The 21,954-nt window shown below is 50.7% G+C and carries 19 protein-coding genes; 8 read left to right on the forward strand and 11 right to left on the reverse strand.

Annotated features, from left to right (window positions below; genetic code table 11):
• Positions 1-646 precede the first annotated feature (646 nt).
• On the reverse strand, positions 647-3,532 hold the full coding sequence (gene gcvP, locus DZC79_RS12065; protein WP_118951846.1) for an aminomethyl-transferring glycine dehydrogenase: 2,886 nt from the start codon (positions 3,530-3,532) through the stop codon (positions 647-649).
• Positions 3,533-4,115: 583 nt separating this feature from the next.
• Here gcvP and DZC79_RS12070 point away from each other — a divergent pair.
• A complete protein-coding gene (locus tag DZC79_RS12070; RefSeq protein WP_118951847.1) occupies positions 4,116-6,545 on the forward strand; it encodes a TonB-dependent receptor domain-containing protein in 2,430 nt (809 codons plus the stop codon).
• Between the two features lie 192 nt (positions 6,546-6,737).
• Here the strand turns inward: DZC79_RS12070 and DZC79_RS12075 are convergent, their stop codons facing one another.
• From DZC79_RS12075 to DZC79_RS12085, 3 genes are all read right to left on the reverse strand, one after another.
• Positions 6,738-6,932, reverse strand: coding sequence for a hypothetical protein (locus tag DZC79_RS12075; protein ID WP_118951848.1), 195 nt, complete (start codon positions 6,930-6,932; stop codon positions 6,738-6,740).
• A gap of 109 nt (positions 6,933-7,041) precedes the next feature.
• Positions 7,042-7,953: a ribonuclease Z gene (locus DZC79_RS12080; protein WP_118952096.1), complete on the reverse strand. Its 912-nt coding sequence runs from the start codon at positions 7,951-7,953 to the stop codon at positions 7,042-7,044.
• A 22-nt stretch (positions 7,954-7,975) separates the two neighbouring features.
• Positions 7,976-8,350 (reverse strand): STAS domain-containing protein, encoded by a 375-nt coding sequence (locus DZC79_RS12085; protein WP_232831823.1) that lies wholly within the window; start codon positions 8,348-8,350, stop codon positions 7,976-7,978.
• A gap of 306 nt (positions 8,351-8,656) precedes the next feature.
• On the opposite strand from DZC79_RS12085, the gene DZC79_RS12090 reads away from it, so the two are divergent.
• A complete protein-coding gene (locus DZC79_RS12090) occupies positions 8,657-11,212 on the forward strand; it encodes an ATP-dependent Clp protease ATP-binding subunit (RefSeq protein ID WP_118952097.1) in 2,556 nt (851 codons plus the stop codon).
• Between the two features lie 132 nt (positions 11,213-11,344).
• On the opposite strand, the gene hmpA is transcribed toward DZC79_RS12090, so the two are convergent.
• A complete protein-coding gene (hmpA, locus tag DZC79_RS12095; protein WP_118951850.1) occupies positions 11,345-12,544 on the reverse strand; it encodes an NO-inducible flavohemoprotein in 1,200 nt (399 codons plus the stop codon).
• Positions 12,545-12,614: 70 nt separating this feature from the next.
• Positions 12,615-13,055, reverse strand: coding sequence for an RrF2 family transcriptional regulator (locus tag DZC79_RS12100; RefSeq protein WP_118951851.1), 441 nt, complete (start codon positions 13,053-13,055; stop codon positions 12,615-12,617).
• Positions 13,056-13,324: 269 nt separating this feature from the next.
• Between DZC79_RS12100 and DZC79_RS12105 the strand changes: the two genes are divergently transcribed.
• A complete protein-coding gene (locus DZC79_RS12105; protein ID WP_118951852.1) occupies positions 13,325-14,464 on the forward strand; it encodes an acyltransferase family protein in 1,140 nt (379 codons plus the stop codon).
• A gap of 237 nt (positions 14,465-14,701) precedes the next feature.
• Here the strand turns inward: DZC79_RS12105 and DZC79_RS12110 are convergent, their stop codons facing one another.
• The 4 genes from DZC79_RS12110 to DZC79_RS12125 form a co-directional block, all read right to left on the reverse strand.
• Complete coding sequence (locus DZC79_RS12110; protein ID WP_118951853.1) at positions 14,702-15,061, reverse strand: hypothetical protein; 360 nt, start codon at positions 15,059-15,061, stop codon at positions 14,702-14,704.
• A 4-nt stretch (positions 15,062-15,065) separates the two neighbouring features.
• Positions 15,066-15,377 carry a hypothetical protein gene (locus DZC79_RS12115; RefSeq protein ID WP_118951854.1) on the reverse strand — a complete coding sequence of 104 codons (312 nt, stop codon included), beginning with the start codon at positions 15,375-15,377 and terminating at the stop codon, positions 15,066-15,068.
• A 164-nt stretch (positions 15,378-15,541) separates the two neighbouring features.
• On the reverse strand, positions 15,542-16,030 hold the full coding sequence (locus DZC79_RS12120) for a hypothetical protein (protein ID WP_118951855.1): 489 nt from the start codon (positions 16,028-16,030) through the stop codon (positions 15,542-15,544).
• 15 nt (positions 16,031-16,045) lie between these two features.
• Positions 16,046-16,972 (reverse strand): TIGR01777 family oxidoreductase, encoded by a 927-nt coding sequence (locus tag DZC79_RS12125; RefSeq protein ID WP_118951856.1) that lies wholly within the window; start codon positions 16,970-16,972, stop codon positions 16,046-16,048.
• Positions 16,973-17,357: 385 nt separating this feature from the next.
• On the opposite strand from DZC79_RS12125, the gene rplK reads away from it, so the two are divergent.
• The 5 genes from rplK to DZC79_RS12155 all read left to right on the forward strand — a co-directional run bounded on the left by rplK (position 17,358) and on the right by DZC79_RS12155 (position 21,348).
• Positions 17,358-17,801 carry a 50S ribosomal protein L11 gene (rplK, locus tag DZC79_RS12130; protein WP_118951857.1) on the forward strand — a complete coding sequence of 148 codons (444 nt, stop codon included), beginning with the start codon at positions 17,358-17,360 and terminating at the stop codon, positions 17,799-17,801.
• 36 nt (positions 17,802-17,837) lie between these two features.
• Entirely contained in the window at positions 17,838-18,533 is a 696-nt protein-coding gene (gene rplA, locus DZC79_RS12135; RefSeq protein WP_118951858.1) for a 50S ribosomal protein L1, read from the forward strand.
• Between the two features lie 90 nt (positions 18,534-18,623).
• Positions 18,624-19,202, forward strand: coding sequence for a 50S ribosomal protein L10 (rplJ, locus tag DZC79_RS12140; protein ID WP_118951859.1), 579 nt, complete (start codon positions 18,624-18,626; stop codon positions 19,200-19,202).
• Positions 19,203-19,299: 97 nt separating this feature from the next.
• The gene (gene rplL, locus DZC79_RS12145) at positions 19,300-19,674 is read left to right on the forward strand and encodes a 50S ribosomal protein L7/L12 (RefSeq protein WP_118951860.1); all 375 of its coding nucleotides are present in this window, start codon (positions 19,300-19,302) and stop codon (positions 19,672-19,674) included.
• Between the two features lie 555 nt (positions 19,675-20,229).
• Positions 20,230-21,348, forward strand: a complete 1,119-nt coding sequence (locus tag DZC79_RS12155) for a fatty acid desaturase family protein (RefSeq protein WP_118951862.1) — start codon at positions 20,230-20,232, stop codon at positions 21,346-21,348.
• A gap of 212 nt (positions 21,349-21,560) precedes the next feature.
• On the opposite strand, the gene DZC79_RS12160 is transcribed toward DZC79_RS12155, so the two are convergent.
• On the reverse strand, positions 21,561-21,893 hold the full coding sequence (locus tag DZC79_RS12160) for a YkvA family protein (RefSeq protein ID WP_118951863.1): 333 nt from the start codon (positions 21,891-21,893) through the stop codon (positions 21,561-21,563).
• Between the last annotated feature and the right edge of the window lie 61 nt (positions 21,894-21,954).

Genomic DNA, 21,954 nt, shown 5'->3' on the forward strand with positions numbered 1-21,954 from the left:
GGAAAATCAGAAGTATTTTAAGAAAGATTGATGGGCAGTCTATCAAGTTAATTGGACAATTAACGACTAAACAGGTAACAGATGTAATCTGGAGAACGGAGCGGCAACTCACAATTCAATTATTCTAACCTTTGGTCTTTAGTTTTAACCCCCAAATCTTTCCTCTTAGATGGCTTTCCTGTTACTAAGCTCTACGAAACCTAAGCAAAAAACTGATCACACCCACTCCGGCTGTCAACCAAATAGGTAATGTGAAGTTTAATGCAGGTCCGCAGGTAGTAACAATACTTACCACACCTTCAATTAGGCTCCATATATATGAAGCCACTTTGAGGATTTTAGCATTTCTGCCTGACATTAAGAGATATTCATATATCCTTTTTGTTTTTTAGGGTATACACTATCTTCATTTATAATACTTCAAAGATCTTCATCCTGTACGGATTTGTATTGCAAATATCAGCATAAATTCAGCTCTCACAAAAAATAATTGTGCATTCTTTTTGGGCAATTGTGGAGAAGTTGATTTAAATGTAGAAAAATAATTGTTGAAATAGTTTTTTATTAATTAGAAATAATGTAAAAGCCACCTAGACAAGGTGGCTTTATTGTTTAAGTGTAAAGAGGTATGTTAGTGCCTTAAAAGTTAAGCTTCCATGTAAGCTTCGGTCGGCTCGCAGGTACAGATCAGGTTGCGGTCGCCCACGGTATTGTTCACACGGGCAACGGAAGGCCAGAACTTGTTGCTTTGTACATAGTGCAGCGGGAACGCAGCTGTTTCGCGGCTGTAAGCATGGTTCCACTCCGAGCTGATCACGACCTGCTGCGTATGCGGCGCATGTTTCAGCGGGTTGTCTTTGGCATCGGCACGGCCTTCTTCCACCGCCCTGATCTCTTCGCGGATCGCCAGCAGGGCATCGCAGAAGCGGTCGAGCTCTGCTTTGTCTTCGCTCTCCGTAGGTTCGATCATAATGGTACCGGCAACGGGGAAGCTCATCGTCGGCGCGTGGAAGCCGTAATCCATCAGGCGTTTGGCCACATCTTCCGCTTCGATCTCTGCCGTCTTCTTGAAGGGTCGCAGGTCCACAATAAACTCGTGGGCACAGGTACCGTTCACACCAGAATACAGGATCGGGTAGTCGTTTTGCAGGCGGGCCTTCATATAATTGGCATTCAGGATCGCATATTCTGTCGCCTGACGCACACCTACGGGGCCCAGCATGCGGATGTAGGCATAGCTGATCAGCAGGATGGAGGCGGAACCGAAAGGCGAAGCCGATACGCCATGCTGCCAGTTGTCGTTATTGTCCGTATCCTTACCGAACACGTGGCCGGGCAGGAAAGGCTTCAGGTGTGCTGCCACGCAGATGGGCCCCATACCGGGACCACCGCCGCCGTGAGGAATAGCGAAAGTCTTGTGCAGATTCAGGTGGCATACATCGGCGCCGATATATCCCGGAGCGGTAAGACCCACCTGGGCGTTCATGTTGGCGCCGTCCATATATACCTGTCCGCCGTTATCGTGGATGATGGCGATAATGTCTTTTACGCTTTCTTCATAGATACCGTAAGTAGAAGGGTAGGTGATCATGATACCGGCCAGGTTGGCGGCATGCTGCTCAGCCTTCGCTTTCAGGTCTTCCACATCGATATTGCCGTTCTCCAGCGCTTTTACCACCACTACCTTGTAGCCTACCATTACCGCAGACGCAGGGTTGGTGCCGTGTGCGGAGATCGGGATCAGGATCACATTGCGGTGATGATCGCCGCGGCTTTCATGGTAACCTTTGATCGCCAGCAGCCCCGCATATTCGCCGGAAGCGCCGCTATTGGGTTGCAGGCTGCAGGCGGCAAAGCCGGTGATCTCGCTCAGGCAGGCTTCCAGCTCGCGTACGATCTGCAGGTAGCCCTTTGCCTGGTCTGCAGGTGCAAAAGGATGGATTTTGCTCCAGTGGCTCCAGCTCAGCGGAATCATCTCTGTAGCGGCATTCAGCTTCATAGTGCAGCTGCCCAGGGAGATCATGCTCGTATTCAGGCTCAGGTCTTTATTCTCCAGGAACTTGATGTAGCGCATCATCTGCGTTTCGCTATGGTGTGCATTGAATACCTCATGCGTCAGGAAATCGGAGCTGCGTACCAGCGCATCAGGCACGCCTTCCAGTGTGTTTTCCTCATCTACATCATAGCTCACCGCGCCTTCTACAAGGTTCAGGGCATTGATGATATCGGCGAGGTCTTCAAAATTAGTTGTTTCGTCCAGCGATACGCCGATCTTGTTATCGCCGAAGTAGCGGAAGTTGATGCCGGACGCCAGTGCCTTTTCCTTAATTGCGGCAACCTTGTCTGTTTTGATCACCACCGTATCGAAGAAGCTATCCGAAACCAGCTCCTGGCCGGCTTCACGCAGCGCTTCGGCCAGGGCCTGTGCCAGGGCATTTACCCTCAGCGCTATTTTTTTCAGGCCATCGGGGCCGTGGAATACGGCATACATCGCCGCCATATTGGCCAGCAGTGCCTGTGCAGTACAGATATTGGAAGTGGCTTTTTCGCGTTTGATGTGCTGCTCGCGGGTTTGCAGGGCCATGCGCAGCGCGCGGTTGCCCTGGGCGTCTACGCTGATGCCGATGATACGGCCGGGGAGAGCGCGCTTGAATTCATCCTTGCAGGAGAAGAAGGCAGCGTGCGGTCCGCCGAAGCCCAGGGGAACGCCGAAGCGTTGCGCCACACCAAAAGCAGCATCAGCGCCCAGCTCGCCGGGAGGCGTCAGCAGGGTCAGCGCCAGCAGATCGGTAGCCATACCCACATAAGCGCCGGCAGCATGTACCTGTTCGATAAAGCCGCGATAATCTTCTACAGAGCCCTTGTCGTTGGGGTATTGTACCAGAGCGCCGAAATAAGTATTGTCGATCGCTGTGGTTTTATAGTCGCCGAATACGACCTCGATATGGAGCGGCGTAGCGCGGGTAACTACCACGTCCTTGGTTTGGGGGAACATTTCCCGGTCCACAAACAACCTGGGACGTTCGGGGTTGTCGTGGTTTTTGTTCAACGTGTGGAAGAACATAGCCATGGCCTCGGCTGCAGCAGTAGCTTCATCCAGCAGGGACGCATTGGCTATAGGAAGGGCCGTAAGGTCGCTCACCACCGTTTGGAAATTCAGCAGGCTTTCCAGGCGGCCCTGGGAAATCTCTGCCTGGTAAGGGGTGTACTGCGTATACCAGCCCGGGTTCTCAAAAATATTGCGGAGAATAACGCTGGGCGTATGTGTATCATAGTAGCCCTGTCCGATATAGGTCTTGGCTACTTTATTTCCTAAGGAGATCTGTTTCAGCTGGCGCAGGTATTCCGCCTCGCTCACTGCAGCAGGAAGATCCAGGGGTTTTGGCAGGCGTATGGCCTGCGGAACCGTCTTTCGGATCAGTTCATCCAGGCTGTCGATGCCGATCGTATCAAGCATTTCGCGGGTTTCCTGTTCGTCGGGCCCTATATGACGTTGGAGAAATTCGTGCTGCAATTGAGCAAAGAGATTCATAGAGAATAAATAGATTAGGAAAAGAATGCGCAAAATTAGCATAAAAGCGCAGAATTATAAAATGGTTATACCCATTTGTATAGGGCAAACCTTGTACCTCATTACAGGAATTTATAGCGTTTGTCAACAACTGGTAGGAGGACAGTTACAACGTTCCTATAACAACTCTTGGTTTTGCAGGTTGGAAATAAACAAAGACTAGCAGATATAAGACACCCCTTCCGTAGAACCGTTGCTTGCAAAGTCTGCATACATTACAGGTTTCCCCGGGAAATGGAAATCACAGATTAGACCTGTTTCTCCGTAGGGACGTTGCATGCAATGTCCCTACGGAGAAACGGATGTATTACGCGCAACGTCCCTATCAAAAGGCAATGGCAGATTTTTTTAAATTCAACATCTCCTTTGTAACCTTTTCCTAACTGGCCCGATTCAGCTGTCTCCCCCAATTTTCGCCACAGAACTATTTCTTTAAGCTTACGTGCTTCCTTTTAAAATACACAAATAATTGTTAAAACAAGTACTATGCAATAAAAGGTACCTACTTTTGCATTGTAATATGTAAGAAATAATACTTTACAACATGAAACCACTAACCATTATCACACTTGTAACCTGCTTATTTACAGCAGTTAAAACAAATGCCCAAACCTCCGGCACCATCTCGGGCCAGGTACAGGATGAGCATAACCAGCCCCTGGAAGCCGTAACAGTATCCCTGCTGAAGGCAACCGACAGCAGCCTGGTCAAGGCGGCGATCACCGATACCTCCGGTACTTATGAACTGGAAAATGACGTAGCAGGCAACTATTTGCTCAGCTTCTCCGGCATGGGATACCGGAAGCAATACCTGGCCCCCTTTCTCTTTGATGCTGCCGCAGGCTACCGGGCAGCTGAGGTAAAGCTGAACCCGGAAACCCAGAAAATAGATGGGGTAGTGATCACCTCCCGCAAGCCCATGGTGGAAGTCAAGCCGGGGAAGGTGGTCTTCAATGTGGAAGGCAGCATCAACGCTACCGGCAGCAACGCCCTTGAGCTGCTGCAAAAGAGCCCTGGCGTAATGGTGGACAACAATGACAACATCAATATGAAGGGGCGTTCTGGTGTAAAGGTGTATATCGACGGAAAAATGACCCAGCTCGACAGCAAGGCCCTGGCCGATTACCTTAAAAGCATCAACAGCAGCGATGTGGAAGCAATAGAGCTGATCAGCAATCCCGGCGCTAAGTTCGATGCCAGCGGTAATGCTGGTGTGATCAATATCCGTTTGAAAAAGAATAAGAAATTCGGTACCAACGGCAGCATAGAAGCAGGCTATATGCAAGGGATCACGCCGAAAGGCAATGGCGCGGTAAGCCTGAACTATCGCGACAGGAAGGTTAATGTGTACAGCAATCTCAGCGGCGCTACCGGCTTTTGGGAAAATAAGCTCAACATCTACCGGCCGCAAGGGGGCAGCATCTACGACCAGAAGACCACGTTGACACAGGAGCGGAAAAACCTGAACCTGAAAGCCGGCGCCGATTACTTTATCAATGGCAGGAACACCATAGGCCTGATGTTTACCGGCGGCCTGGCAGGCGGCTCCTTCAATACCGATGGCACCACCGATATCTATGATCAGGCTTCGGGCGCCTTTCAGAAAAAGCTGGTGTCCGGCAACCGGGTGCCGATCACGCGCAATAACGGCAACATTAACCTGAACTACCGCTACGCCAACGACAGCACAGGTACGACGATCAGCTTCGATGCCGACTACGGCAAATTCCACAGCACCGGCACCAGTTACCAGCCCAACAATTATTTTGACGCCAACAACAACCTGCTGTACACGATCATCAACGGCAATGAAACACCCACCGACATCGATATCTATACCGCCAAGATCGACTTTGAGCACAAGCTGGGCAAGGGAACGCTGGGCTACGGCGCCAAAACGGCGCTAGTGAAAACGCAGAACACTTTCGATTTCTTCAGGTACACCGACAATACGCCGGTCAAAGACCTGAGCCAGAGCAATAGCTTTGCCTACAGTGAAAACGTGAACGCTGCCTACCTGAACTACAGCCTTACCCTGGGCAGCCAATGGAGCCTGCAGGCCGGCCTGCGCATGGAGCAGACCAACAGCAAAGGTGAGCTGACCCGCGCCGACGGCACCATACAAGCCGACAATACCGTGAAAAGGAATTACCTCGACTTTTTTCCCAATGCAGTGATCGGCTACAACATCAACGAGTCGCATGCCCTGGGCCTCAGCTATACCCGCAGGATCGACCGCCCCAGCTACCAGGACCTGAACCCTTTTGAGAATAAGATCGACCAGATGACCTATGAAAAGGGCAATGCTTTCCTGAGACCGCAATATGCCAACAATGTCGAGCTCAGCTATACCTATAAATCCATGGTGAATTTTACCCTGGGCTACAGCCATGCCAAAGATTATGCCACCGAGATCACTGATACCATTAACGGCAATGCCACCTTTATCCAGGAGCAGAATATCGCCGGTCAGGATATGTACTCCTTCAGCGTGGGCTCGCCTATACCCCTGGCCAAATGGTGGAACGGTTACGTGAATTTCTGGTACAATTACCAGACCATAAAGGGTACTTTCAACAATACCAGCATCGATCTCAAGGGTAGTACCTATGGTGTCTATATGCAAAATACCTTTACCCTGGGCAAAGGCTTCAGCGCCGAAGTGGGCGGCTGGTTCAGCGGTGAGGGCATCGAAGGTACTTGGCAGTATAAGCCTATGGGCTCGCTCGATATCGGCCTGCAAAAGCGTTTCCTCGACGACCGCGCCAGTGTGAAGCTGAGCGTATCCGATGTGCTGTACACCAATAGGTTCAGGGGCTATAACCGTTATGGCGGTGTAAACCTGGATGTAAACCAGCGCAACGAGAACCGCATGCTGCGTCTTAACTTCAGCTACCGCTTCGGCAGCAGCGAGATCAAAGGCGCCCGCCAGCGGAAGACTGCATCGGAAAGCGAAGGCAGGCGGATTAAGTAGGTTTTAGACTTTAGAGGTTAGATATTAGAGGTTAGATATTGGTTTTTTGAATTTGAATCCTTGGAATTTAGATTTTGGATTTTGAGAATTAAGAAAGGCATTGAACCCGGTTCAATGCCTTTCTGATCTTATATTGCTGGCAATAAAATAGCTTACAAAAGCTTACATCTTTGTGGTCCGTTCCGCATAATTCTATTTAAGCGGAACCTGCCCGGAAGCTTTAGGCCTTTTGATAAAGGCCAGCAGCATCAAACCGATGCCGGCACCGAAAAGAGCGCCCAGCACCATATCCGGAGCACTTACATACCGGAAGAGGATTACGCTCAGCGCGCTGATGAACAATCCCAGGGGAATCAGGAAAAAGTATTTTCCAAAACGTTGTTTCATAAACAATCTATTTGGATACCAAAGTTCAAATACCAGGTTCCAATTTCCAAATTTCAAATTCCAATTTTCCAAATCAATATCTAATGTTTAACCTCTAATATCTGAAACATCAGATCTCATAAGTCGTACCCTCCACCGTTACCTCTGTATCGGGGAAAATAGCGCTGGCCTCGGTATAAAAAGCAGCAAGGTCCTGGTATTTGGAGGAGAAATGCCCCAGCAGCAGGCGTTTGGCGCCCGCAGCCCTGGCCAGCTCCGCCGCCTGCGCCGCCGTGCTGTGAAAACGCTCCGTCGCCCGTTCCCGCTGGTCGTCCAGGTAAGTGCTTTCGTGGTACATAGCATCCACGCCCGAGAGATGATGGATAAAGGAATGCGTGTACAGCGTATCGGCGCAATAAGCATAGCGCTTATCCGGCGGGCCCGGCTCCGTCACCTCATCGTTACGGATCAGCAGCCCGTCGCGGCGCAGGTAGTCCTCGCCCTGCTTCAGGTGCGGGTAAAAGGCTGCCGGGATCTCCAATTCACGGCATTTTTCGGGCAATAGCCTGCGGCCGCCGCTTTTTGCCGTAAAAACAAAGCCATGGCAGGCGATACGATGCGCTACCGGAAAGCAATGCACCGCATAATGCGGCGTATCGACCAATACCCGCGACATTCCTTCCGTAACAGGCGTGAACAATATAGGGTAGGGCAGCACGGTATTGGCTACCGCCAGCTGCAGGTCGATGATCTCCTTCAATGGCGGCGGGCCAAACAAATGCAGCTCGCCCGTGCGTCCCATAAGCCCCATGCTTGTCAGCAGGCCCATCAGGCCGAAATAGTGATCGCCATGCAGGTGACTGATGAAAATATAGTTGATCCGGCGCCGCCTGATATTGAACCGCTGCATCTGTACCTGGGTACCTTCCCCGCAATCGACCAGGAACTGCTGTTCCCGTATATCGACTACCTGTGCGGTAGGGTGGCGGTCGTATGCCGGCAATGCAGAATTATTGCCGAGAATGGTTACTTTAATGTTCATGCGCATTCGATTGGCAACGGCCTCAGGATTCGCCCAGCAGGTCGCGCTCCAGTACTTCCATACTGATGATGTCTATTGCCTCCACCAGGGTGGGCGTAATATTCAGGCTCAGGTGGTATTGGCCCTTTTTCAGCGTTTGCATCACATCGTCCTCCGGAGAAGTAAATACCAGCGAGCCGCCGCTGTTGTAGATGGTGTTGTGCATTTCCAGCAACACATCGCCTGCCGCCATGTCCATGTTGCTGATATTTTGTAAGTCAATCACGAAATTATGGCTGCCTGCCGCTGTCGCCTCCGCTACCTTTTGTCGTATTACCTCTGCCAAATTTACACTCAAATCACCCGAATCCGGCGTAATTACAGTGTAAGTTGGTTTGGTATCAATTTTGAATTCCATTTTACTGCTGATTGTTATTGGTATTTTGACTTTTCCGATGATCAAAGGTTCAAATGTATCTAAAAATACGGAAATCAGGAAACCGTAGCCCCTTCTTCCTTCAGACGAAGTTTCGACATTCGATAATGATCAATTTTATCTAACTTAGCATTCAATAATAACCACTGTTTGCCGTTTAAAAAGAAAATATCTTTGGTTTCTTACTAATGACGAAATAACTGCTGCATATCCGGCAACAAACGGAGCTTTTCCGTGTTGATATTCAGCTTTATCTTTGAAAGCAAACAATTAATCTCGATTATCCTCATGGATTCTAATTTCTCACCGAAAGTTAAAGAGATCATTTCCTACAGCCGTGAAGAGGCTTTGCGCCTGGGAAATGACTTTATAGGAACGGAACATTTATTACTGGGCCTGATAAGGGAAGGAGAAAGCCTCGCAATGCGCATCCTGCAGTCGATGAAGATCGACCTGTTCGACCTGCGCAAAGAAGTGGAAGTGGTGATCAAGGACAAGGGAAGCCGCACCATCGCCAACCTCAACAGCCTGCCGCTTACCCGCCAGGCCGAAAAAGTTATACGCATTACGGTACTGGAAGCCAAAACGCTCAAGAGCCGTACTGTGGAGTCTGAACATTTAATGCTCTCTATCTTGAAAAATAAAGAAAATCCCGCCGCCCAGATCCTGAACCACTATGATGTGGACTACGATCGCTTCAAAAGCGAGCTGAGCATCCTCCAGGGCGAAACCCCGGGAGCCGAGTATACCAACGATCCCGGCTCCGAAGAATTTGACGACGAAGAACGCCGTCAGTACCAGCAACGCCAGCGCCAGAGCGGGGCCGCTGCCGGTAACGTAAAATCCAAAACCCCGGTGCTGGACAATTTCGGTCGCGACATTACCCGTATGGCCGAGCTGGGCAGCCTGGATCCTATCGTGGGCCGCGAGCAGGAGATCGAACGCGTATCGCAGATCCTGTCGCGCCGTAAAAAGAACAACCCCATCCTCATCGGCGAGCCTGGTGTAGGTAAGACCGCCATCGTGGAAGGCCTCGCCCTGCGTATCGTACAGCGCAAGGTATCCCGCATCCTCTTCGACAAGCGCGTGATCAGTCTCGACCTGGCAGCGCTGGTAGCCGGTACCAAATACCGCGGCCAGTTTGAAGAAAGGATGAAGGCCATTATGAACGAGCTGGAAAAAAACCGCGACGTGATCCTGTTCATCGACGAGATCCATACCATTGTGGGCGCCGGCGGCGCTTCCGGTTCGCTTGACGCTTCCAACATCTTCAAGCCGGCCCTGAGCCGTGGCGAGCTGCAGTGTATCGGCGCCTCTACCCTGGACGAGTACCGCATGTACATCGAAAAGGATGGCGCGCTCGACCGCCGCTTCCAGAAAGTGCTGGTAGAACCGCCCAGCGTGGAAGAAGCCATTACCATCCTCAACAACATCCGCCCCAAATACGAAGAGTTCCACAATGTGACCTATGATAAGGAAGCCGTGGAAGCCTGCGTGAAGCTGAGCGACCGTTATATGACTGATCGCCTGCTGCCTGATAAGGCGATCGACGTGATGGATGAAGTAGGCGCCCGTGTGCACCTGAAAAACATTAATGTGCCCAAGAATATCCTGGACCTGGAGAAAAAGATCGAGGATATCAAGCTGGAGAAAAATAAAGTGGTGAAGAGCCAGCGCTTTGAAGAAGCCGCCTCCCTGCGCGACAAGGAAAAACGCCTGGGCGAGGAGCTGGAAAAAGCGAAGAACGAATGGGAAGAAGAAGTGAAGCATAAGCGCTATCCTATCCACGAAGAAGACATCGCAGAAGTGGTGAGCATGATGACCGGCATACCGGTGATGCGTATGGTGGAAGCCGAAAGCGAAAAGCTGCGCCGCATGGGCGAAGACCTGCGCGGCATGGTGGTAGGACAGGACGACGCTATTGCGAAAACGGTGAAAGCCATCCAGCGTAACCGTGTGGGCCTGAAAGATCCCAAGAAGCCGATCGGCTCTTTCATCTTCCTCGGACCTACCGGTGTGGGTAAGACCGAGCTGGCCAAGTCGCTGGCCCGCTACCTCTTCGACAGTGAGGACGCCCTTATCCGCGTGGATATGAGCGAGTACATGGAAAAATTCTCGCTGAGCCGCCTCATCGGCGCGCCTCCGGGCTATGTAGGCTACGAAGAAGGCGGCCAGCTGACCGAAAAGGTACGCCGTAAACCCTACTCCGTAGTGCTGCTCGACGAGATCGAAAAGGCGCACCCCGATATCTTCAATATCCTGCTGCAGGTGCTGGACGATGGCCAGCTGACCGATGGCCTGGGTCGTAAAGTAGATTTCAAGAACTCCATCATCATTATGACCTCCAACATCGGCGCCCGTCAGCTGAAAGACTTCGGCGACGGTGTAGGCTTTGCTACCGCTACCAAGATTTCCTCTGCGGAAGAGAACAACCGCGCGGTGATCGAAAGGGCCCTGAAACGGACCTTCAGCCCCGAATTCCTCAACCGTATCGACGATGTGATCATCTTCAACCAGCTCAACGAAGAGCATATTAACGAGATCATCGACATCATCATGAAGGATGTGCTGAAGCGGATGAATACATTGGGCTTTACCCTGGAGCTGACCGCCGAGGCGCGCAAGTTCATTGCCGAGAAAGGCTATGACCAGCAGTTTGGCGCCCGTCCGCTGCACAGAGCTATCCAGAAATACCTGGAAGATCCGCTGGCCGAAGAGATCCTGAACCACAACATTAAGGAAGGCGACAAAGCTGTTGCCGACTACGATAAGGCCCAGGAAAAGATCGTCTTCAGCGTGTCGAAAGGCAAGGACAAAAAAGAAAAAACAGAGACGAAAGAATAACGTCTGTATAAAAAAGGATAAGCCCGGCGAAAGCCGGGCTTATCCTTTTTTATTGTATCAGGTATTAAGTATAAGTTAGCCATTACGCTATTCGCTTTCCAATACACGCTGCTCAATACTCACTATCAATACTCAATACAGCGAGGCAGGGCCGAATTCCTCAAACCTGATCGCATGCCCGGGAATGCCTTTTGACAGCAGGAAGTCGTAGTGCTTCCGGATAAAAGGCGCAGGACCGCACAGGTAATATTCGCCGTCTGCAGCCAGCGTCTCTTCCAGGACGCCGAGGTCTACCCAGCCCTGGTGCCAGCCGGTAGTTACTGCATCCGGAGATAAGTTGTCGTAGAAGAAATGACAGCTCAGCGCCTCATGATCGCGACCCCATATTGCCAGCCGGTCTTTGAATGCATGTGCCGCCGATCCTTTGCAGCCATGTATCCACACTTTGGGTTGTTTGGGGTTACGTTCCAGGGAGGCTTCCAGCATCGGCATCAAGGGTGTGAGGCCTACGCCGCCGCTGATGAAATAGAGCGGCCTGTCTGTCGCAGCGCCCAGTACAAAGGTGCCGGCAGGGGCTGATACATCGATCTTATCGTCGATCTTCACCTCCTGGTGCAGGGTATTGCTGATGATACCGTCGGGATGGGTGCTCCCCGTTTCTTTTTTTACGGATATACGATAGTAGGCGCCGTTAGGTGTGCTGGAAATGCTGTACTGGCGCGGCTGTGTAAGGTTAAGCTGCGGCAGGAACATACGGATGCTGATGTACTGCCCCGGGGTAAAGCCGGCCACTGCGCCGCCATCGGCGGGGTACAGGTAAAAAGAAGTGATCTCTTCTGATTCTACCACCTTATCTTTTACGATAAACGGCCGCCAGCCCGACCAGCCGCCGGTTTGCTGCACCTTGTCCTGGTAGATCGTGCGCTCGTGTCCCGCCATCAGTGCGGCCAGTTGCTCGTAGGCCAGAGACCAGGCTTCGAGCAGCGCCGGCGTTGCCGCATCACCCAGCACCTCTGCTATAGCGGCGATCAGGTGCTTACCTACGATAAGGTAATGCTCCGGCCTGATGTCAAGGCTGGTATGTTTGTGGCCGATCGCGTCGACCGCGGGCATCAGTACGCCGGGATTTTCAATGTGCTCGGCATAGGCCAGCACCGCCATGGCCAAAGCCGTTTGCTGCCTGCCGTTTTGCTGGTTGCCCATGTTGAATACATTCTTCAGCTCAGGGTTATACGCAAACATTCTCTTGTAAAAATGGGTGGTCAGCGCCACACCATGTTCCTTTAAAACGGACACTGTGGCCCTGATCAGCTCCTCTTGCTCTTGTGTCATCTTGTTTTGTATTGAAATGTTTATAAAGAATATAAAGACCTTTTTATCTTTTATTTGATCAAAAAAATAGCTATACCTCTTTCAGTAAAATTTTACCCAGTGTAAGCTCTTTATTAAACTGACCGATGGTCGTTGCAGTCAGCATTTTGGCGATATTGTTCCTGATCTTCTTGAATTCGTGATGCAGCGGGCAGGGGTTCCGTTCGGAGCAGTGGGCCAGCCCCAGGGCGCAACCTGTAAAAACATTGTCGCCGTCTACCGCCGACACGATATCGGCAATGGGCCTTTTCAATGATTTCGGGTGAAGAAAGAAGCCTCCGTTCGGCCCTTTGGCGGAATCGAGAATACCCTTCCGGCTGAGGTCCTGGAGGATCTTGCCCAGGAAGTGTTCGGGTGAATTTACATTCCGGGCAATTTCCTTAATGCCTACTTTGCTGCCGTCCGCGGTTTTGCTGGCAATATAAAATACTGCTCTCAGTGCATACTCGCAGGTTTTTGAAAAAAGGCTCATAGGTAGTACCGGCAAAGCAGCGAGCTGCTGCGTTCCGTGTAGCAAAGGTAAGACGGGAAAAAATAATAAAAGATATTTTTGTCTTTATTTTTTGAAACGATAAGCAGGAGCATATCTTTTTGTTTCTGCCATCATGGTATTGATTCATGGTATTCCGGTATTTTTTAAAGAGTGATCGCTTTTCTTTCCGGCGCTTTGTGCATATGCCGGAATAGCTGCACATTTGCTGCGCTATTGTTTCTCCTTACTTCACCTGTTTCCTCATCATCATGGAAAGCCGCTTGCAGCAAAGGTTTTATGGCCTCGATCATTTAAGGGCTCTGGCTATCGTCATGGTCCTGCTGTTTCATTACCGCGCCTTTAATCACCCGGATTGGGTCGATACCATCGGGCAATGGGGCTGGATGGGCGTTGATCTCTTTTTCGTGCTCAGTGGCTGGCTCATCGCAGGGCAATTATTCCGGCAGCTAAAGCGCAGCGCTACGATTACAAAGAAAGCATTCTTCCTGAAACGTATTTTCCGTATCCTTCCGCCATACCTTGTTGTGGTAGGCTTATATTTCCTGGTGCCGGCATTCCGCGAGCGGGAATCCCTGGCGCCTTTGTGGAAGTTCCTTACGTTTACGCAGAACTTCGGCCTGGACGTGATCCATAAAGGCACCTTCTCTCATGCCTGGTCGCTATGCATTGAAGAGCAGTTTTACCTTACGCTTCCTTTTTGCCTGTTGCTGCTGCACAAGATAAAGGGCATACGTTTTGTGCCGGGTATCGCTGTCTTCTTATTGCTATTGGTAATCGTATTGCGGTGGTTGTCATGGAATGTGTTTGTCGTGCCCGATCTGGATACGGACCGCTTCTGGCTTACCTGGTACCGCCGGATCTATTATCCTACCTACACCCGGCTCGATGGCCTGGTAATGGGTGTGCTGCTGGCCTTTGTGTATGAATACAAAGCAGCTTTGTTCGGCAGGTTAAGCCGCTATGGAAACCTTTTCCTGCTTGCAGGGCTCGTGCTCCTGGCCGCAGCCTTCCGGGTATGCCTGGACCCTTATACGTTTACCGCTTCTACAGCCGGTTTCAGCATCGTCGCCCTGGGTTTCGGCTGCCTCGTGCTGGCCGCGGTATCACCTTCCACTTTCCTCTACCGTTATGGTTCCCGGATCACAGCGCAACTGGCCGGCTTGTCTTACTCGGTCTACCTCACGCATAAAGGAGTGATCCACCTGGTACAGGGTTTCCTGGAGCAAAGCGGCATGGATCCCGGCAGCAATCTTGCGCTGGTCATTTGCCTGGCTTGCTGCCTGCTGGTGGGCTTGCTGTTTCGCTACCTGGTCGAGAGGCCTGCGGTAAGGTTGCGGAACAAATTCCTGAATCCCGCTAAAGAAACCCGGCCTTCCCTGCCGGTATAGGTAATGGGGGGAGGAATAACTGCGTCGGCAGCATTATCCCCGAATTCAGATGCTGGAGATTTCTTTTTGATCCGGTCGAACTTCTCATTCCGGTGGTGTGCCGCAAAATTAAGGCATAAGAACAGGCCCCAGGCTATGCAGCCACAGTACATAGCCGGATACGCCGCCCAGCAGGCCGGAAGCCATGAACAAAATGCGCTGACCTCGTGGGATAAACCGGAAAACAACAAGGGCCAGTTAAACCTTACCGTTGAAATAGTATTTGCCATAAAGCTTTGCCGGCGCCTGGTCGTAAACCTCTTCCATGCCATCGATAATGAAGTAATCGCTGAAGCTCTTGCTTGCAGCGCTGAAGTGGTAAAACTTGATCTGCTTGTGCTCATCAGGGGCGCCGACTTCGGGCAGGAAGGTCGACTTTTTCAGGGTTTTAAGCTCAGTCGTTTTGATCTCGCAGGCGGGCAGGTAGCCATCGCCCAGCGTAAACCGGATGCTCAGGAATTCAGTCTGTCCTTTGTAGTAGACAGCCTCATAGGCCTTTTGGGCCATAGCCTGCAGCGAAAGGAAAAGAAGGATCAGGAAAAGAAAGGATCGGCGCATGGGATTATTGTTTCAAGGTGCGGTTAAACCATTTATCAGGCCGGGCATACTCTGTCCAGCGGGAGATATCATTGTCCCAGTAGGCAAAGCTGCCGGGGTCTATATCGGCTATGGCCAAGTAATAAGGTTCTTCCCGGGACAGGGGGCCGCTGTCGGTATATTCGAAAATAGTGTCGCCTATCGTGCCGATCCAGCCCTGGCATTCCCTGCCGTCGAGCAGCCTGAAATAGCATTTACCGTAGTGCAGGGAACCGAACTGTTCGAGAAAGGCATCGAACTGCTGCAGGAAGGCTTTCTTGTCTGCTGAAGTTGTCATGGTAAAATCGGGAAAACAAACTTAAGGAATATTGCCGAAGCAGTTGTTTTTTTAGCTTATGCTTGACAGATATCAGGCGATTTTTTGCTTGGGACAACTCCTGTTGCCTTAGGCGTATGGCATCGCGAAAGAGTTTTCGTACATCATAGCGCAGCAGCCAGATCTCAAAGAGAGAGGGTACATCCAGCCGGGAGTGCTTTTTGATCAGCGTGTACTGAACACAGCGATCGTCGACCAGGAATCATTATCGACAAGGAACGGTAACTGAATTCTTCATCGGACATGATATAGATGAGACAATCGCCCGACCGGCGCACGGACTTCCAGTTCCGTTGGACGGCCAATTGCTGCAGCAGGGCTTTGTTCTCTTCTTTGCCGAAGGTGGTATTCTTTTTCTTCAGGAATGTTTCAAACACGGCCATGCAGGTGACATACAAAATGAGCAGTATCCATAGTGGTATCAACCATTCCGCAAAGACATCATTGGGATTATCCGGATCCAGGCTCCCGTAGAGCAACAGCGTGCAAAGGAACTGGGAGCCGAGCAGAAAGAAGAGGAACAGGCGTTCCAGGTGGCTGCCCGGGGACTTTTTATAGATCAGCCAGCGGCGTCGCTTACTTTTTTCAACATCAAGGCCGGGGAAGAAGATCATAACATATCAGGTGACTCAACGCCTGCCTGTCAGCTCGCGGGCGGCATCATCTATTTCGGGATAAGCAAAGGTAAAGCCTTCGTTTTCGATTTTCAGCGTATTGAGACGGGCGCTCTTCAGCACTTCAGTGGCCATTTCGCCCAGGGCCAGCCGCAGCGCGAAGGCCGGAACATGCAAAGGGATATAGAAGCCTCCCCTGGCTTTGGCCAGCGCCAGCACCAATCGCCTGTTGGTGACAGGGTGGGGCGCTACAGCATTGTAGGGGCCATGCAGGGCCTCGTTTTCCAGGGCATAAAGATACATACGGCAGAGATCGTCTTCATGGATCCAGCTCACGATCTGACGGCCATTACCCAATATGGCAGCCACCCGGAACCGCAGCGGGCGCACAAATTCGGTAAAGGCGCCGCCTTCGCGGCTGAGCACGATGCCGGTGCGCAATACGACCAACCGCTTGCCCAACCCGCTTACCGGGGCAATGCTTTCTTCCCACTGCCGGCATACCTGTGCCAGGAAATCGTCGCCGGGCGGGTCGTCCCAGGTAAAACCGTCATTGCTGGACAGCAGGGTATCGGGCCCGTAATAGCCCGAGGCGGAAGCGGATATCACCGCTTTAACCTTATTGGGTATGGCTTTCAGCGCATCGGCGAGCAGACGGCTGCTTTGGGTGCGGCTTTCCAGGATCACCCGCTTTCGCGCGGCGGTCCATCGTTTTTCCGCCACACCGGCGCCGGCCAGGTGGATCACGTAATCGCTGTCGGCAATGGCCTCCTGATCTACCTCTCCTTTTTCGATATTCCAGCGGGCATACCGGATGCCGGGGCGGGCGTTGGCTCCGCCCTCACGGCTCAGGATAACGACCTGGTAGCCCTTGCTGACCAGGAGATCACTCAATCGCCGGCCTATGGTGCCGGTTCCGCCTGTGATGAGTACAACAGCCATAGATGTTTGGTCTTTAAGTAATGAGTATTGGGTATCGGATATTGGGTATTGGGATTGCAAGCGTGTAGCGGTGATCAATGGTAAGGCGCAGGAGCTGATAAGCAATAAATTATCTATAAAGATAGGCTTTTCAAGACCAGCGGCCGAATCATTTTCAGCCCGCTATCCAATCCTCCACAGGGCAAGGCTTTAAAAATGGTATCGTTTTTTGACCTGAAATGCTTAATTTTGTGTTCTTTTTCAACGAAAGGCGTAAAATTTACAGAAAATTATTTTTTGTATTTAAAAAGTAATTACCTTTGCGCCCTCAATTGAATACTGCTCTTATCATTTTACGGATTTGGGAGAGATTTAATTTAACTCGTTAATACCAAAAAATTAAGCAATGGCTAAAGAAATTTCGGGCTACGTAAAGCTCCAATGTAAAGGCGGCCAGGCCAACCCGGCTCCGCCGATCGGTCCAGCGTTGGGTTCCAAAGGTGTAAACATCATGGAATTCTGCAAACAATTCAACGCACGTACACAGGACAAACAAGGTAAAATTTTACCCGTTCTCATTACTGTTTTCAGCGACAAGTCTTTTGAATTTGTGATCAAAACGCCTCCCGCAGCAGTACAGCTGATGGAGCATGCCAAGATCAAGAGCGGATCCAAAGAGCCTAACCGTAACAAAGTAGGTAAAGTGACCTGGGCACAGGTGGAAGAGATCGCCAAAGATAAAATGGCCGATCTGAACTGCTTCACCGTAGAAAGCGCCATGAAAATGGTAGCCGGTACTGCCCGCAGCATGGGACTCACAGTTGATGGTACTGCACCCTGGCAGAATTAATCCCTATTGGTTCACCTTATTTAAACATTTGTTGCAATGGCATCTTTAAGTAAAAAAAGGAAAGCTGTAGAAGCTAAGCTTGATAAAAATAAAGTGTATACCCTGGCCGAAGCGGCCCAGGTGGTAAAAGAGATCAACTGTACCAAGTTCGATAGCTCTGTAGACGTACACATCCGTCTGGGCATCGATCCCAAGAAAGCCGACCAGGCACTGCGCGGTACAGTAACCCTTCCTCACGGAACCGGTAAAACGAAATCTGTCCTGGTACTTTGCCCTCCCGATAAAGAGGCTGAAGCCAAAGCTGCCGGCGCTGATTATGTAGGCCTGGACGAATTTATCCAGAAGATCGAAGGCGGATGGACCGATGTTGACGTTATCGTTGCTACGCCTTCCGTAATGCCCAAGATCGGTAAGCTGGGTAAAGTGCTGGGTCCCCGTAACCTGATGCCGAACCCCAAGACCGGTACGGTTACCAACGACGTAGCTGCTGCCGTAAACGACGTAAAAGGTGGTAAAATTGCGTTCAAAGTAGACAAAGCCGGTATTATCCACGCTTCCATCGGCCGCGTATCTTTCGAACCGAATAAAATCGCTGAAAACGCTCAGGAGCTGATCAACACCCTGATCCGCATGAAACCCAGCACTGCTAAAGGTATCTATGTGAAAGGTGTGAGCATGGCCTCTTCCATGAGCCCTGGTTTAGCAATCGACACTAAATCTGTAGCGAACTAAGAAGCCCCCCGAGACCCCGTTACAGGGTTGAACGTGGCAGCAGAATCGACATTGTATAACCGTCCCGACAGGGTCAAAATCATTTAGAAAATGAACACTGCTCAAAAATCTGAAGCGATTGAGCTTTTAAAAGATAAATTCTCACAATACAGTAACTTTTATGTTACCAATACGGAGTCTTTAACTGTAGCGCAGGTAAACCAGCTCCGCAGGACCTGCTTCGAGAAGAATGTAGAGATGAAAGTAGCTAAGAATACTTTGATCCGCAAAGCGCTCGAAAGCCTGAACAGCGAAAAGTATGCCGGTATCTATGATGCGCTGCATGGCGTAACTGCCCTGATGTTCTCCGACTCTCCCAAGGAGCCCGCTGTGATCATCAGCTCTTTCCGCAACTCTTCTAAAGGTGAAAAGCCCGCTCTGAAAGCTGCTTTCATCGGCGAAGACCTGTTCATCGGCGACAACCAGCTGGCTGCGCTGAAAAACATCAAGACCAAGAACGAGCTTATCGGCGAAGTTATCGGCTTGCTGCAATCACCGATCAGCCGCGTGATCTCTGCCCTGCAGAATCAATCGGAGAAAGGTGGTGGCGATGCGCCTGAAGCTGCTCCCGACGCTCCCGCGACAGACGCACCGGAAGCTGCTGCTCCCGAAGCACCTGCTGCTGAGTAAGTATCCGGCAGCTTAAAGCTGCCCCTTAATAACGGCTTCCAAGTCCACATATAATTACAGTAACAACATTTTAAAAACATTCAAAAAATTTATAAAAATGGCAGACGTAAAAGCATTAGCCGAATCATTAGTAAACTTAACCGTTAAAGAAGTTCAGGAACTGGCTGACGTACTGAAAGCTGAATACGGCATTGAGCCCGCAGCAGCAGCAGTAGTAGTAGCTGCCGGCGACGGTGGTGGCGCAGCAGCAGCGGCGGAAAAAACTGAGTTCGACGTTATCCTGAAGAACGCAGGCGCTTCTAAGCTGAACGTAGTAAAAGTGGTGAAAGACCTGACCGGTCTGGGTCTGAAAGAGGCTAAAGAACTGGTTGACGGCGCTCCCAAAGCGGTTAAAGAGAAAATCTCTAAAGCTGAAGCCGACGATATCGCTGGCAAGCTTAAAGAAGCTGGCGCTGAAGTTGAAGTTGCCTAATTTTCTTAGCGAATTTTATCGCAAAGAGCTGTCCCTTTGGACAGCTCTTTCTTTATATACTTGTTTTTGACCATGGATTGTCAAGATAAAAATCAAGTGAAAAAGCTAGGATGCAACTTAAGTATGTCCTGATGAAAATCCGGAACATCGGCTCAGAACCCGGAGAATTGAACGCTTCAGCCAGGCGGTCGGACGTGCAACGGCCTGAACTGCTGGATCCGTACCTTTCTTGGCAACCCTGGTTTTGTTCCTATCAATTTATGTTTGTTCATGGTGGTACTACAAACGTTTGGCACCTACAGAGCCTATAGCACGGATAACTATAGGATTGGGTATAAATGGGTGCCCGGCCCAGACGGTGCTATCTTATCATTTTGGGTAGCTTTTTTGTACTTCCCGGCCGCTCATGCTGAACTGGCCAGAGCGAGGGCTGGCTATCTCCATATAAGCAGAAAAATCCCTTTAATTTCCTGTTTTTAGGGTACCTTTGAGCGATTCTGAAAAGGTGGCGCCGGTGCGGCGCATTGTTTTATTTATTTTTTAATCCGAGGACGAATGCCGAAAGTAACCTATAACAATAAGAACGCAGTGTTCTTTCCGTCGTTAAAGAAGGCTGTTGAGGACTATTTTGTTGCTCAGCAGGTGAAGAAGACCGGTAACTGGAGATTGTATACGAAGACGGCGGTGCTTATAGGCGCAGCGATCGCTTTATACCTCACCCTTTTGTTTACGACCATCCCGGTGTGGGCAGGCATTGTCTGCAGCACGGTGCTGGGCGTGGTGCTGGCCGGCATCGGCTTCGATGTGATGCACGATGCCTGTCATGGCAGCTACTCTTCCCGCAAGTGGGTGAATGAGCTGATGAGCCTTACCCTGAACGCACTTGGCGGCAATGCTTTCTTCTGGAAGCAGAAGCACAATATTGTGCACCATACTTATACCAATGTCGATGGCGTGGACGACGATATCGCCCGTAGCCCTTTTATCCGTATGTGTAACACGCAGCGCTGGGTGCCAGCGCATCGTTACCAGCACATTTACCTGCCTTTCCTGTACATGCTGGCCTCTATCTTCTGGGTATTCGTTTCCGACCCGATGAAGTATGCCACCCAAAAGGTATATACGACGCCGATGCCCAAGATGGACCGCAAGGAGCATGTCATTTTCTGGGTCAGCAAGGCGCTGTACCTGGTGTTTTACATTGCCGTACCCATCGTGCTTGTCGGCTGGCAGGCCTGGCTGGTGGGCTTCCTGTGTATGCATGCCGCCATGGGCTTTACGCTTACCATCGTATTCCAGCTGGCGCATGTGGTGGAGGAAACGGAATTTGAATTCGTAGATGCTTCCGACTTCAAGCATATCGAGAACGAATGGGCTATCCACCAGATCAAGACCACTGCCAACTTCTCTCCCCGGAGCTGGTTCATTACCTGGTTTGTGGGCGGGCTCAATTTCCAGATCGAGCATCATCTCTTCCCCCGTATCAGCCATGTGCACTATCCTGCATTGAGCAAGATCGTGCAGGCTAAATGTGCGGAGTTCGGCATCAACTATGTGAGCACCCCCAATATTTTTGCCGCGGTCAATTCCCACTTTCGCTTTATCAAGCAGCTGGGCCAGCGCCCTGAAAATCCCGTGGCCATACAGAAGCGGCCGCTGGTGGAAATGGCTTGAGAAAAATATCTTTATTGACTATACACAAAATACCTCCGTGTCCTTGAACTTGTCGGAAGAATAACAACAATGTGGTACTTCAACGGACTTAGCAAAAGGTAGACCTGAGTAATGTTTCCTATATCAGTATAATTGGACGTCTTTACCGGACCTATGCCAATATGATACAGAAGCTGTCTTATGGAAGGTAGCTTTTCACTTTTGCTGGCATATCATGACTTTGTGAATAGTACGGGATGGAACGGGTCTTCACGCGCCATGCGCCATTGCTGGTAACGCACGGTTTCCTTTTTTAATTGTTGCAACAATAACCAGAAGCAGGCGCCGTCGTCGATCCAGCCGACAAAAGGAATAAAATCGGGGAGCAGGTCGAAGGGGAAGAGGATATAGACGAGGCACAGGAGCATCGCCAGGATAGTAAAGAATGAGAAGCGGTAACGGCCCTTAACGACATCGCGCAGCATCGGCCATAGCAGCTTACGGCTGCGATACACAGCGTAGGCATTGCCGGCATATCGCCTGTATTTTTTCCATTGACGGACCATAATTAAAATTAAGCCCTTTTCTAAAAGCTGTTGCAGGCTTTAGCCAAAAGATAACAACCTG

This window comes from Taibaiella helva, from assembly GCF_003545695.1.
Classification (GTDB): Bacteria; Bacteroidota; Bacteroidia; order Chitinophagales; family Chitinophagaceae; genus Taibaiella; species Taibaiella helva.

Bases quoted from the DNA above. Each gene is read 5' to 3' on its own strand.
- DZC79_RS12105 (WP_118951852.1), top strand. From the start codon at position 13,325: ATGGAAAGCCGCTTGCAGCAAAGGTTTTATGGCCTCGATCATTTAAGG.
- DZC79_RS12080 (WP_118952096.1), bottom strand. From the start codon at position 7,953: ATGAACATTAAAGTAACCATTCTCGGCAATAATTCTGCATTGCCGGCA.
- DZC79_RS12125 (WP_118951856.1), bottom strand. From the start codon at position 16,972: ATGGCTGTTGTACTCATCACAGGCGGAACCGGCACCATAGGCCGGCGA.
- DZC79_RS12120 (WP_118951855.1), bottom strand. From the start codon at position 16,030: ATGATCTTCTTCCCCGGCCTTGATGTTGAAAAAAGTAAGCGACGCCGC.
- gcvP (WP_118951846.1), bottom strand. From the start codon at position 3,532: ATGAATCTCTTTGCTCAATTGCAGCACGAATTTCTCCAACGTCATATA.
- DZC79_RS12115 (WP_118951854.1), bottom strand. From the start codon at position 15,377: ATGACAACTTCAGCAGACAAGAAAGCCTTCCTGCAGCAGTTCGATGCC.
- rplJ (WP_118951859.1), top strand. From the start codon at position 18,624: ATGAACACTGCTCAAAAATCTGAAGCGATTGAGCTTTTAAAAGATAAA.
- rplL (WP_118951860.1), top strand. From the start codon at position 19,300: ATGGCAGACGTAAAAGCATTAGCCGAATCATTAGTAAACTTAACCGTT.
- DZC79_RS12075 (WP_118951848.1), bottom strand. From the start codon at position 6,932: ATGAAACAACGTTTTGGAAAATACTTTTTCCTGATTCCCCTGGGATTG.
- DZC79_RS12155 (WP_118951862.1), top strand. From the start codon at position 20,230: ATGCCGAAAGTAACCTATAACAATAAGAACGCAGTGTTCTTTCCGTCG.
- rplK (WP_118951857.1), top strand. From the start codon at position 17,358: ATGGCTAAAGAAATTTCGGGCTACGTAAAGCTCCAATGTAAAGGCGGC.
- DZC79_RS12085 (WP_232831823.1), bottom strand. From the start codon at position 8,350: ATGGAATTCAAAATTGATACCAAACCAACTTACACTGTAATTACGCCG.
- DZC79_RS12110 (WP_118951853.1), bottom strand. From the start codon at position 15,061: ATGCGCCGATCCTTTCTTTTCCTGATCCTTCTTTTCCTTTCGCTGCAG.
- rplA (WP_118951858.1), top strand. From the start codon at position 17,838: ATGGCATCTTTAAGTAAAAAAAGGAAAGCTGTAGAAGCTAAGCTTGAT.
- DZC79_RS12090 (WP_118952097.1), top strand. From the start codon at position 8,657: ATGGATTCTAATTTCTCACCGAAAGTTAAAGAGATCATTTCCTACAGC.
- DZC79_RS12070 (WP_118951847.1), top strand. From the start codon at position 4,116: ATGAAACCACTAACCATTATCACACTTGTAACCTGCTTATTTACAGCA.
- hmpA (WP_118951850.1), bottom strand. From the start codon at position 12,544: ATGACACAAGAGCAAGAGGAGCTGATCAGGGCCACAGTGTCCGTTTTA.
- DZC79_RS12100 (WP_118951851.1), bottom strand. From the start codon at position 13,055: ATGAGCCTTTTTTCAAAAACCTGCGAGTATGCACTGAGAGCAGTATTT.
- DZC79_RS12160 (WP_118951863.1), bottom strand. From the start codon at position 21,893: ATGGTCCGTCAATGGAAAAAATACAGGCGATATGCCGGCAATGCCTAC.